The sequence below is a fragment of the Paraburkholderia monticola genome, from assembly GCF_001580545.1.
GTDB lineage: Bacteria > Pseudomonadota > Gammaproteobacteria > Burkholderiales > Burkholderiaceae > Paraburkholderia > Paraburkholderia monticola.
The window spans coordinates 489,554-501,240 of sequence record NZ_LRBG01000038.1; the positions used below are offsets into that span (position 1 = coordinate 489,554).

The window sequence follows — 11,687 nt, forward strand, 5'->3', positions numbered from 1 at the left end:
GTCACCCGCTACGTCACCCGTTTCGTCACGCATCGAGGCGCGCTTCACGCAGCGTGACGAAGCGCAGATGCCGTTCGCGCGCCGCTTCGATCACGCTCGGCAGCACCGCGAGAATCAGCGGCTGGCCTTCGATCGTCAGCGCGGCGTTGCCATCGTGCAGCAACAGGATGTCGCGCGCAGCGAGGCCGTCGAGCAGGCGCTTGGCGACCACGTGAGGGTTGCGCTCGCGCGTGTCGTAGCCGCGCCGCGTCCATGCCGCGAGACGCAGATCGAGCTTGCGCAGCACCGGCTCCAGAAACAGGTTGCGCAGACCCGCGGGCGCGCGGAAGAACATCGGCCGCGCGCCGCTGACGGTTTCGAGCGTGCGTTGCGCGGTGGCGATCTCGCGCGTCAACGCGCGCGGAAACGTGACCGAGAAAGTGTGCCGGTGCACCTGCGAATGATTTTCGAGCGCATGGCCGCGCGCCACGATCTCGCGCGCGAGCTGCGGGTAACGCTCGACCTGGGTGCCGATACAGAAGAACGTCGCGCGCACGCCGAACGCGTCGAGCAGATCGAGTACTTGCGGCGTGACCACGGGGTCGGGGCCGTCGTCGATGGTCAGCGCGATTGCATTCGCGTTGCGCGGGCTCGCGGGCAGGCGGGTCCAGTTGGGTCCGAGCAGCGTCGTGCGCGGCAACAGGCCGGTGATCGTGAAGAGCGCGTGGTTCGCGAAGATCGCGGCGAGCCACCATGGCCACGCGGCGGGCGCGAGCGCCACGCCGATCAGCACGAACACGTGCCAGCCGATCGTGGCGTTCACTAGTGCGGAGTTGCCGGTACGCGGCCAGCGACGCGGCGGGTTCGGGCATTCATTCATCAAACGTGCTTCCATTGCGCCTTCCTTCGTCCCAGGAAGGCTGTGAATCGTGCGCGATGCGCAACCGCGAACGATACCATTGTTGCGCTCTGCGACGTGGCGTGCTGGTTCGCTGCGGGCACGGTGAAAGCGCGCTGAAAGACGCCGCGCGGTTTGCATTTTGCCGATTCGCTGAGGTATGGTGCGGGGCGAAAAGAGGCGCACGTGTCGAGGGCGAAACGCATCGATCGCTGCGAACAGCGTGCGCTGCAAGCCAACACAACAGGAGAAACGCGATGTCGGAAGCAGGCAACGGAAAAGTGGCGCTGGTGACGGGCGCGGGCAGCGGCATCGGCCGCGCGTGCGCGCTCAAGCTCGCGGAGCATGGCTATCGCGTGGTGCTCGCGGGTCGCCGTCAGGCCGCGCTCGATGCGGTCGCCCAGGAAGCCCAGGCGCTGCGCGGCGAAGCGCTCGCGGTGTCGTGCGACGTGACCGACGCCGCCAGCGTCGCCGCGCTGTTCGACACGATCCGCGCGCGCTTCGGCCGGCTCGACGTGCTGTTCAACAACGCGGGACGCAACGGCACGCCGGTCGATCTCGACGAAGTGAGCATCGACGAATGGCGCTCGATCGTCGACACCAATCTGAACGGCGTGTTCCTGTGCACTCGCGCGGCGTTCGGCCTGATGAAGACGCAGAATCCGCGCGGTGGCCGCATCATCAACAACGGCTCGATTTCCGCGCACGCGCCGCGCCCGAACAGCGCCGCGTACACGGCGACCAAGCACGCCATCACAGGCCTGACGAAAGCGGTGTCGCTCGATGGCCGCAAATACGACATCGTGTGCGGGCAGATCGACATCGGCAACGCGGGGACCGAGATGGCCGCGCGGATGGCGCGCGGTGTGCCGCAGGCGAACGGCGAGATCGCGGTCGAGCCGCTGATGGATGTGCAGCACGTCGCCGACGCGGTGCTGCATATGGCGAGCCTGCCGTTGTCGGCGAACGTGCAGTTCATGACGATCATGGCGAGCAAGATGCCGTTCGTCGGGCGTGGCTGAGCGGCGCGCCACAGCTTCGAGCCACCGGGGGCGGGGAGCGGGGCGTACGGGTTCAACTTATACTGAGCGCTCCGTCGTTTTCCACGCCAAAGCCACGCGCCGTGCCCCGAGCCACACCCAGCGACGACCCGCCGCCGCGGCCCCCCATGCGGCCCGATCTCGACGACTGCTGTCATAGCGGCTGCACGCAGTGCGTGTTCGATCTGTACGATGAAGCGCTCGAGCGCTACGAGGTCGCGCTGGCCGGGTGGCGGAAGCGGCAGGCACGGCACCCGGATAAGCAGGGCGCGAAGTCGAAGCCGCAAGCCGACGCGCCTCGCTCGACACCTTCGCGCGGCACACCGCGGCCACGCCGCTGATTCGCGCAGGCATTTCCACCGTCTCCCGTCATGACCGACCTTCAGCTCACGCCAACCGAACCCTTCGCCGACTCGCACACGCTCCACGATCTGCATCGCTTCGTGCAGCGCTATCCGCGTCTTTTCGTGCTGACCGGTGCGGGCATCAGCACCGACTCCGGCATCCCCGGCTATCGCGACGACAACGGCGCATGGAAGCGCTCGCCGCCGATCACGCTGCAGGAGTTTCTCGGCACGCTCGCGATGCGGCAGCGCTACTGGGCGCGCAGCATGGTCGGCTGGCCGCTCGTTGCGCGCGCGCAGCCGAATGCCGCGCACGTCGCGCTCGCACGGCTCGAAGCGGCCGGTCACGTGCCCACGCTGGTCACGCAGAACGTCGACGGATTGCATCAGCGTGCGGGCAGCCGCGACGTGATCGAGCTGCACGGCGGCATCGACGGCGTGAGCTGTCTCGACTGCGGCATGCAGCATTCACGCGCCGCGATCCAGCAAACGCTCGAAGCCGATAACCCCGCGCTGCTCGACGTCACGGCCGAAGCCGCCGCCGATGGCGACGCGCATCTCGAGTGGCACGATCTCGGCGGCTTTCGCGTGCCGGCGTGCTCGAATTGCGGCGGGTTGCTGAAGCCCTCGGTGGTGTTCTTCGGCGAGAACGTGCCGAAGGTACGTGTCGAAGCCGCGTCGCATGCGCTCGATGCGGCCGACGCGGTGCTGGTGGCTGGCTCGTCGCTGATGGTCTATTCCGGCTACCGCTTCTGCGTGTGGGCACAGCGCCAGGGCAAGCCGATCGCGGCGATCAACCTCGGCCGCACGCGCGCCGATCCGCTGCTGTCGCTGAAGGTGGCCGCGCCGTGCGGCGATACCTTGAGCGCGCTCGCCGGGCTGCTGGCCGGCGATTGAATTCCCCAAAGCGTAAGGAACGTCCATGCTGACGACGATCGAACAGCTCGAAGCCCTCTACGCGCAGCCAGGCGAGCGCGCGCTGCGCAAGGAGATCCCGTATGTCAACGACGACTATCGCGCGTTCATCGCCGCCGCGCCGTTCGCGGTGCTCGCGACGAGCGGCCCCGACGGCCTCGACTGCTCGCCGCGCGGCGACGCGCCGGGCTTCGTGCGCGTCGTCGACGAACGCACGCTCGCGCTGCCGGACCGCCCCGGCAACAACCGGCTCGACAGCCTGCGCAACGTCATCGTCGATCCTCGGCTGGCCTTGCTGTTCGTGATCCCGGGCGTCGGCGAGACCTTGCGCGTGAACGGCCGCGGCCGCATCTCGGCCGAGGCGGCGCTACTGGACAGTTTCGCCGTCGACGGTAAACTGCCGCGCACCGTGCTACTGATCGACGTCGATGCCGTCTACTTTCATTGCTCGAAGGCGCTCGTGCGCTCGCAGCTGTGGGACCCGGCGCGTCACGTCGAGCGCTCGCAGCTACCGAGCACGGGCGAGATCCTGCAACGCATCATCGCCGCGAACGACGGCGAGCCATTCGACGCGGCCGCCTACGATCGCGAACTGCCCGAGCGCGTGCGCGCCACGCTGTACTAACCTGAAACGCCAAGCCCATCCATGACCGACGCCCGGCAACATTCGCCCTCCGCCGAACGCAATCGCGAACCGATCCTCGCCGTGCTGCGCGATGTGCTGCCCGCCAGCGGCCGGGTGCTCGAAATCGCCAGCGGCACCGGCGAGCACGCGATCTGGTTTGCCGGTGCGCTACCCGACCTTGACTGGCAGCCGAGCGATGCCGATGCGGAAGCACGCGAGTCGATTGCCGCGTGGAGCGCGCACGCGGGACTCGCGAACCTGCGCGCGCCGCTCGCGCTCGACGTGCATCAGCCGGACTGGGGTATCGATGCGTTCGACGCGCTGGTCTGCATCAACATGATCCACATCTCGCCGTGGAGCGCGGCGCAGGCCTTGTTCGACGGCGCGCGGCGGCGGCTCGTTGCGGGCGGCGTGCTGTTTCTGTACGGACCTTACCGGCGCGGCGGCGCGCATACGGCGCCGAGCAACGAAGCGTTCGATCAGTGGTTGAAGAGTCGCGATCCCGACTGGGGCGTGCGCGATATGGAAGCGGTCGTCGCGCTCGGCGACGCGGCGGGGCTCACGTGCGAGCGCGTCGTCGAGATGCCCGCGAACAACTTCAGTCTGGTGTTCACGAAGCGGGCAGCGTAGCGGGCGCATCGCCCGGCCGTGCATTCGTTCACGGCTTCCGCCAAACCTCAGTCCGATCCAAAACCGGACCCGCCGGCGAGGCGCGGACGCGCGCACAATACCTGTCGTCATGTGCGAACAGGAACCCGGCGCGAGCACGAACAGCTGGCGTCCTTGCCCGCCACCAAGCGGCAAGCGCGCATTTCTTTTATCCTTTCACCCTCGACGCCGCGCCGCTGTTTCGATGGCGCGGCGCCACGACATTTTTTGGACTCTGGAGAATTCAAATGGGCAAACAGGCAATCGGCGTGGTGGGGCTGGCGGTCATGGGCCGCAATCTGGCGCTCAACATCGAGAGCCGCGGCCATGCGGTGTCGGTCTACAACCGTAGCCGCACGAAAACCGACGAACTCATCGCCGAATTTCCGGACCGCAAACTGGTGCCGGCTTTCACGCTGGAAGAGTTCGTCGAGTCGCTCGAAAAGCCGCGCCGCATTCTGCTGATGGTCAAGGCCGGCGAGCCGACCGACGATACCATTGCCTCGCTCAAGCCGCTGCTCGACAAGGGCGACATCCTGATCGACGGCGGCAACACGCACTTCACCGACACGATCCGCCGCAATCAGGAACTCGCGAAGGCGGGGCTGCATTTCATCGGCACCGGCGTGTCGGGCGGCGAAGAAGGCGCGCTGAAAGGTCCGTCGATCATGCCGGGCGGCCAGCGCGACGCGTACGACCTCGTCGCGCCGATCCTCACCGAGATCGCCGCGAAGGCACCGGACGGCGAGCCCTGCGTCGCGTATATGGGACCGGACGGCGCGGGCCACTTCGTGAAGATGGTGCACAACGGCATCGAGTACGGCGACATGCAACTGATCGCCGAAAGCTACGCGGTGTTGAAGCAGGTGGTCGGCTTGTCGAACGAGCAGCTCGGCAAGGTCTACACCGAGTGGAACCAGGGCGAGCTCGACAGCTATCTGATCGAAATCACCTCGAAGATCTTCAGCAAGAAAGACGACGAAACCGGCAAGGACCTCGTCGACGTGATTCTCGACCGTGCCGCGCAGAAGGGCACCGGCAAGTGGACCAGCCAGAACGCGCTCGATCTCGGCGCGCCGCTGCCGTTGATCACCGAGGCGGTGTTCGCGCGCGTGCTGTCGTCGCTGAAGACCCAGCGCGTGGCCGCGAGCAAGGTGCTCGAAGGTCCGCAGAGCAAGCCGCTCGAAGGCGCGAAGGACGCGTTCATCGAGTCGGTGCGCCGCGCGTTGTACTTCAGCAAGGTGATCTCGTACGCGCAGGGTTTCGCGCAGCTGCGCGCGGCCTCGGAAGAGTACAAGTGGGATCTCGACTACGGCACGATCGCGAAGATTTTCCGCGCGGGCTGCATCATCCGCGCGCGCTTCCTGCAGAAGATCACCGACGCCTACTCGAAGGACAAGGCGCTCGCGAACCTGCTGCTCGATCCGTATTTCCGCGACATCGCGAAGAACTACCAGGCCGCGCTGCGCGAAGTCGTGGTGGCCGCGGTCAACGCGGGTGTGCCGGTGCCGGCGTTCGCCTCGGCGATCGCATATTTCGACGCGTACCGCTCGGAACGTCTGCCCGCGAACCTCGTGCAGGCGCAACGCGACTTCTTCGGTGCGCATACGTTCGAACGCATCGACAAGCCGGCCAGCTTCCACGCCCAGTGGAGCTGAGCGTTTGAAAACAGCCCGGCGCGCGGTGGTGATAAGGCGCGCCGGGTCGTTGGTCCGTATTGTTACTGAATATAACGTGGGTTAAGTACGGACGTGCGAAAATGCGAAACAATTGTTGCGTACTTGGCAATAGACTTTACCTGTCATAGGTATTTACCCTAGGTCTCGACACCTCTAAACTTGTTTTCAACCGCTGAGGGAGAAGCAGAAACCCCGAAGCGCAGCAAACAACAAGTCCTTTGGAGGTTAATCATGAAGACCCTGATTTCCGCAGTTGCTATCGCCGCCGCCCTTGCTCTTCCGGTCGCTTCTTTCGCTCAAGCCAGCCAGCCGGTGACCCGTGCTCAGGTTCGCGCTGAACTGGTTCAACTCGAAAAGGCCGGCTACAACCCGACCAACGACTACGCGGACTACCCGGCCAGCATCCAGGCCGCTGAAGCGCGCGTCGCCGCGCAAAACGGCACGGCCGTCGCGGCCAACACCGCGGAGGCCAGCGGTTACGGCGCTCCGGCTGTCGGTACGTCGCAAGCCGGCCACGCTGCCCTTCCGGCGAAGGCCGACCGTAACTCGGTGTACTTCGGCAACTAATTGCAGTAGAAGTGCGCAGGTGTAGTGGGTAGTTGCAGTCTGCAGTAGACGCCGTGTCGTGGCATCGCGCGAATACGGCGGGCAAGAAAAAACGCCATCCAGTTCGTTTCGGATGGCGTTTTGTCGTTTACACGGCGGCGGTGTGGCGGGTGCGCGTCAATGCAGTGTGCGATGTCGCCGGCCGATGTCGTCGAACAGCGCGCGGCTCGGCTCCAGTGCGAGCAGCCATGATTCGTCGTAGCCGCTGAGATTCTCGAGCGCCTCGCGCAGCCGCTCGATCGCCACCGCGGGTAGCTCGACGCTCGCCTCGACCCCGCTCGACAACTTCGCGATGCTCGCCAGTTGCACGAGCGCATCGGCGGCCTCGGCGACGTCGGCGGCGAAGATCAGATGCGTGTTCAGCAGTTCGACGAGGCCAGCAGAGGCCGCCACATCGTCGACATTGAGTTGCACGGCCAGAAAGGTGGCTTTGTTCATCCTCGATTCCTCCCAGAATCCCGACGTTCGTGAGCTGCCCCGCGCGGCTTGACTGAGTATAGGCGATGGCCAATCGCCCGCAATGATCGTACGAAACGGCAGGGGCGCCCAGCTTGCGAGGTGGCGCGGAGCGTGAGACCTATAATAGGGCCAGCCGCGCAAGCGTCGTCGGCCGTTGGCGGACGGCGCTGAACGCGTGGTTCGCGCGCTGGCTCATCGCTCATCGACCATGAAGATCATCCGCAGCAGAAGCTTTACCGCGTCGCGTGCCTGGGGCGCGCTCGACATCGCGAACATGAACGGCATCACCACGCGTCTGCATTGGACCGACCAGCCGTACCGCTGGCACGTCAACGACGGCGAGGAGGTGTTCGCCGTGCTCGACGGACGCGTCGAGATGCGCTATCGCGAAGATGGTGTCGAGCGCTCGACGGTGCTGGAAACGGGCGATGTGTTCTACGCGTCGGTGGGCACCGAGCACGTCGCGCATCCGCTCGGCGCCGCGCGCGTGCTGGTCGTCGAAACGCAGGGCAGCGTCTGAAGAAAACGGCAGTTTGACGGCGCCGCCGTGGCGGCTCGCCGGTGCCGCTCGCGCATAATATCCGGGCGACGGCGGGCGACGGCGACACCTGCTCGAGCATGGCGGCATGGCAATTGCTACGGCGTCGATTGAATCGGTTTGAGATACACGTCGAGGAAAATCAGATGACAAAACAATGGCAACCGACGGGGATCCGCGTCCTGATGACGGCGGCGCTTGGCGTCATGGTCGCCGGCTGCACGACGATGCCGTGGGAAAGCACGCCGTTCTACAACAGCGCGCCGTCCAGTCCGACCAGCCTCGCGACGGTTCCGGTGCCCGCCGGCTACTACCGCGTCAATCCAGGCGATACGCTGTTGGGCATCGCCTCGGCATATGGACGCAAACCACAGGAAATTGCGGCGTGGAACGGCTTGCCGGTCAACGCGGCGGTCGCGCCCGGCCAGGTGCTGCGCGTGTCGCCGCCTATGTCTTCGGGCAGCGTGGTCGCGCCGCCGGTTGCGGTGGCCCCCGGTGCGCCAGGAGCGCCAGCCGCGCCGGGCGCGACGGCGAATGTGCCGCCGGGTGCCGTGCCCGGTGCGCCGGCCGCCGCGGCCGGGCCGCAGCAGGGCGTGCTGCAATGGCCGTTGCGCGGACCGATCCTGCGTACCTTCGCGCCGGGCAAATCCAACGGCATCGTGATCGGCGGACAGCCCGGCGATCCGGTCAAGGCCGCGGCGACCGGCCGCGTGGTCTACGCGGGTACCGGCATCGAAGCCTACGGGCCGCTCATCATCATCAAGCACAACGACTCGCTGATCACCGCGTACGGTCAGAACAGCCAGTTGCTCGTCAAGGAAGGCGACGCGGTCGCGCAAGGGCAGACGATCGGCGAGGTCGGTGTCGATAGCCGCGGCACTGCGGCGATCCAGTTCGAAGTGCGCCAGAACGGCCAGCCGGTCGATCCGCTTCAGTGGCTGCCGAAGCCGGGCGGCTAGGTGTGCCCGTATCGTGCGTAACTCATCGCGGCCGGAGCTGTGCGGCTCCCGCCGATGCGCCGATTTTCAGCGCCGCATGAAATTGAATACACTCTATGGCTGGATTGCTGGCGCGTGAGCGTTCCTTACGGAATGCAAGCGCGACCGGCTGCCGTAGGCTGTCATTCATGGACGCACAGGGACACACAATGATCGATTTGCGCAGCGATACCGTTACCCGTCCGACTCCGCCGATGCTCGCGGCGATGTCGGCGGCCGAAGTTGGCGACGACGTCTGGGGCGACGACCCCACCGTACTGCGTCTGCAAGCCACGCTGGCCGAGCGCACCGGCAAGGAAGCGGGGCTGTTCTTTCCGAGCGGCACGCAAAGCAACCTCGCCGCGTTGATGGCGCACTGCGCACGCGGCGACGAATACATCGTCGGTCAGCTCGCGCACACCTACAAATACGAAGGCGGTGGCGCGGCGGTGCTCGGCAGCATCCAGCCGCAACCGCTCGAAAATGCCGCCGACGGCTCGATCCCCCTCGAAAAAATCGCCGCCGCGATCAAGCCGATCGACGATCACTTCGCGCGCACGCGGCTGCTCGCGCTGGAAAACACGATCGGCGGCAAGGTACTGCCGGCGCAGTACGTCGCCGAGGCGACGCAACTCGCGCGCGAGCGCGGTCTCGCGACCCACCTCGACGGCGCGCGCGTGTTCAACGCGGCGGTCGCGTCGGGCAAGCCGGTTGCGGTGCTCGCCGAAGCGTTCGATTCGGTGTCGATCTGCTTTTCGAAGGGCCTGGGCGCGCCGGTCGGCTCGGTGCTGGTCGGCAGCCGCGCGCTGATCGATGTCGCGCATCGCTGGCGCAAGGTGCTGGGCGGCGGCATGCGCCAGGCCGGCGTGCTCGCGGCGGCGTGCCTGTATGCGCTCGATCACAACGTCGAACGTCTCGCCGACGACCATGCGAACGCCGCGCATCTGGCAGCGGGACTGGAATCGATCGAGCAGGTGAAGGTGCAGTCGGTCGCGACGAACATGGTGTTCGCGCAGTTTCCGCAGCAGCATTGCGCGCCGCTCGAGGCGTGGCTCAAGGAACGCGGCATCCTCACGCAGATGCTGTATGCGTCGCGCTTCGTCACGCACAAGGACGTGTCGCGCGACGATATCGATACGTTTATTGCCGCGGTGAAGGGGTATTTCGCGGCGCGTTGATCGTCATCAGGCGAGGCGGCTCACATCGTTGCCGCCTCGTTTTGCCGTTTTGGTCCCGTCCGTGCGCGCTCGTTCGAGCCGCACTTCGTTCTTCAGGCCTGATCCCGCCTCACGCGCCGCGCGGCGCATCGCTCACTTGATCGCCGCCTTCGTCTGCCCGCCCGCGCGGTGCGACGGCGCGAGCAAACGCAAGCCGCTCGCAAGGCTCGCCGCGCCGGCGAAGAACGCGCCGAGGCCGAGCGCGAGCGTCGGCCCATGCTGGCGGCCGGCGATGCCGAAACACAGCGCGACGAGCGCCGCGCCGGTCGCCTGTCCCAGCAGCCGCGCGGTCGCGACGATGCCGCTCGCGCCGCCGCTGCGCTCCGGCGGCGCGCTCGCCATCAACGCCTTCAGATTCGGTGACTGGAAAAAGCCAAAGCCCGCGCCGCAGATCGCCATGCGAATGCCGATGTCGAGCACGTGCGGGTGCGCAGGCAGCATCGCCAGCGATGCCATCCCCGCCGATAGCACCGCCAGCCCGATCGCGCCGAGCAGCCCCGGCGGATAACGGTCCGACAGGCCGCCCGCGAGCGGCGCGGCGAGCGCGACCACGACGGGCCACGGCGTCATCAGGAAGCCGGTTTCGACCTGGCTGCGCAGCAGGACGTCCTCGAAATAGAACGGCAGCGACACGAACGCGAGGCCCTGCGCCGCGAACGAGCACACGGCCGTCACCGCCGACAGCGCGAACACCGGCCGCTTGAACAGATCGACAGGCAGCATCGGCGCGGGATGGCCCGCTTCGCGGCGGATCAGCAGCAGCCCGAACACGACGGCGACAGCCGCGGCGCTGAGCACGATCTGCATCGATGCGCGTTGCGCCGCCTCGCCGAGCGCGAAGATCAGCGCCGCGAACGTGACCACGTTGAGCAGCGCCGCGACCGGATCGAGCTGATGTTTGCCCTGGGCGGTGTGCGGCAGCGCCGGCATCGCGAAGCTCAGCGCCAGCACGCCGAGCGGCACGTTGACCGCGAACAGCCACGGCCATGTTGCGACCGACAGAATCAGCGAGGCCACCGTCGGCCCGACCGCGAACGACACGCCGACGATCAGCGCGTTGGTGCCGAGCCCGCGCCCGAGCCGATGCGGTGGATACAGATAGCGGATCAGCGCGGTGTTCACGCTCATGATCGCGCTCGCGCCGAGCCCCTGCACGATGCGCGCGGCGGCGAGCAGCGGCAGCGTCGGCGCCATCGCGCAGCCGAGCGAGCTGAGCGTGAACAGCGCAATACCGCCGATATAGATACGCCGATGCCCGACGATATCGCCGAGCGCGGCAAGCGGCAGCAGCGTCGCGACCATCGCGAGCTGATACGCGTTGATGATCCAGACCGACGCGGCCGGCGCCGCGTGCAGGTCGGCGGCGATCGCGGGCAGCGCGGTGTTGGCGATCGCGGTGTCGAGCGTCGCGAGCGCGACGGCGAGCATGATCGCGGCCATCGCGCGACGATTGGCGGCGGACATCGGGCCGTCGGCGGGAAGGGGCGGCGCGGGGGCGTCGATGGAACGGCTGAGCTTGTCGGACAAGGCGTGGCTCGTGGGGTCGGGCGTGCCGGCGCGTCGGCGGCCTGCGGGGACGCGTGCGCGGACGGCGGTTTCGTTGGGGGTCATGCGTATGCGCTGTCGGGGCCACGGCGGGTGAACGTAGCGGTTCGTGCGGCGCAACCTCGCGATTGTTGCAGAGACGGCGCGATCGTGCAGGGAGCCGGGCTGTGAGGGGGAGAGGTTTACGGCGAGGCGCTTCGATCTCTCTATAAGGCAA

At 67.0% G+C, this 11,687-nt stretch carries 13 protein-coding genes; 10 read left to right on the forward strand and 3 right to left on the reverse strand.

Annotation, left to right across the window (positions count from 1 at the left end):
- Nucleotides 1–25: 25 nt before the first annotated feature.
- The gene (locus tag CI15_RS29685; RefSeq protein WP_062136251.1) at nt 26–859 is read right to left on the reverse strand and encodes a polysaccharide deacetylase family protein; all 834 of its coding nucleotides are present in this window, start codon (nt 857–859) and stop codon (nt 26–28) included.
- A gap of 275 nt (nt 860–1,134) precedes the next feature.
- Between CI15_RS29685 and CI15_RS29690 the strand changes: the two genes are divergently transcribed.
- From CI15_RS29690 to CI15_RS29720, 7 genes are all read left to right on the forward strand, one after another.
- Complete coding sequence (locus CI15_RS29690) at nt 1,135–1,899, forward strand: SDR family oxidoreductase (protein WP_062135443.1); 765 nt, start codon at nt 1,135–1,137, stop codon at nt 1,897–1,899.
- Between the two features lie 146 nt (nt 1,900–2,045).
- The gene (locus CI15_RS29695) at nt 2,046–2,258 is read left to right on the forward strand and encodes an oxidoreductase-like domain-containing protein (protein ID WP_153041225.1); all 213 of its coding nucleotides are present in this window, start codon (nt 2,046–2,048) and stop codon (nt 2,256–2,258) included.
- A gap of 30 nt (nt 2,259–2,288) precedes the next feature.
- Complete coding sequence (locus CI15_RS29700; RefSeq protein WP_062135449.1) at nt 2,289–3,158, forward strand: NAD-dependent protein deacetylase; 870 nt, start codon at nt 2,289–2,291, stop codon at nt 3,156–3,158.
- A 25-nt stretch (nt 3,159–3,183) separates the two neighbouring features.
- Nucleotides 3,184–3,801, forward strand: a complete 618-nt coding sequence (locus CI15_RS29705; protein WP_062135452.1) for a pyridoxamine 5'-phosphate oxidase family protein — start codon at nt 3,184–3,186, stop codon at nt 3,799–3,801.
- A gap of 21 nt (nt 3,802–3,822) precedes the next feature.
- Nucleotides 3,823–4,431 (forward strand): DUF938 domain-containing protein, encoded by a 609-nt coding sequence (locus CI15_RS29710; protein ID WP_062135455.1) that lies wholly within the window; start codon nt 3,823–3,825, stop codon nt 4,429–4,431.
- A gap of 266 nt (nt 4,432–4,697) precedes the next feature.
- Nucleotides 4,698–6,107, forward strand: coding sequence for an NADP-dependent phosphogluconate dehydrogenase (gene gndA, locus CI15_RS29715; protein ID WP_062135458.1), 1,410 nt, complete (start codon nt 4,698–4,700; stop codon nt 6,105–6,107).
- 252 nt (nt 6,108–6,359) lie between these two features.
- A complete protein-coding gene (locus CI15_RS29720; protein ID WP_062135461.1) occupies nt 6,360–6,695 on the forward strand; it encodes a DUF4148 domain-containing protein in 336 nt (111 codons plus the stop codon).
- 156 nt (nt 6,696–6,851) lie between these two features.
- Here the strand turns inward: CI15_RS29720 and CI15_RS29725 are convergent, their stop codons facing one another.
- Nucleotides 6,852–7,172 (reverse strand): hypothetical protein, encoded by a 321-nt coding sequence (locus CI15_RS29725; RefSeq protein ID WP_062135464.1) that lies wholly within the window; start codon nt 7,170–7,172, stop codon nt 6,852–6,854.
- A 229-nt stretch (nt 7,173–7,401) separates the two neighbouring features.
- Here CI15_RS29725 and CI15_RS29730 point away from each other — a divergent pair, with 229 nt between their 5' ends.
- The 3 genes from CI15_RS29730 (at nt 7,402) to ltaE (ending at nt 9,886) form a co-directional block, all read left to right on the forward strand.
- Nucleotides 7,402–7,713, forward strand: a complete 312-nt coding sequence (locus tag CI15_RS29730) for a cupin domain-containing protein (RefSeq protein WP_062135467.1) — start codon at nt 7,402–7,404, stop codon at nt 7,711–7,713.
- A 164-nt stretch (nt 7,714–7,877) separates the two neighbouring features.
- Complete coding sequence (locus tag CI15_RS29735; protein WP_062135471.1) at nt 7,878–8,690, forward strand: peptidoglycan DD-metalloendopeptidase family protein; 813 nt, start codon at nt 7,878–7,880, stop codon at nt 8,688–8,690.
- Between the two features lie 188 nt (nt 8,691–8,878).
- Entirely contained in the window at nt 8,879–9,886 is a 1,008-nt protein-coding gene (ltaE, locus tag CI15_RS29740) for a low-specificity L-threonine aldolase (RefSeq protein ID WP_062135474.1), read from the forward strand.
- A gap of 132 nt (nt 9,887–10,018) precedes the next feature.
- On the opposite strand, the gene CI15_RS29745 is transcribed toward ltaE, so the two are convergent.
- Nucleotides 10,019–11,389 carry an MFS transporter gene (locus CI15_RS29745; protein ID WP_174543279.1) on the reverse strand — a complete coding sequence of 457 codons (1,371 nt, stop codon included), beginning with the start codon at nt 11,387–11,389 and terminating at the stop codon, nt 10,019–10,021.
- Between the last annotated feature and the right edge of the window lie 298 nt (nt 11,390–11,687).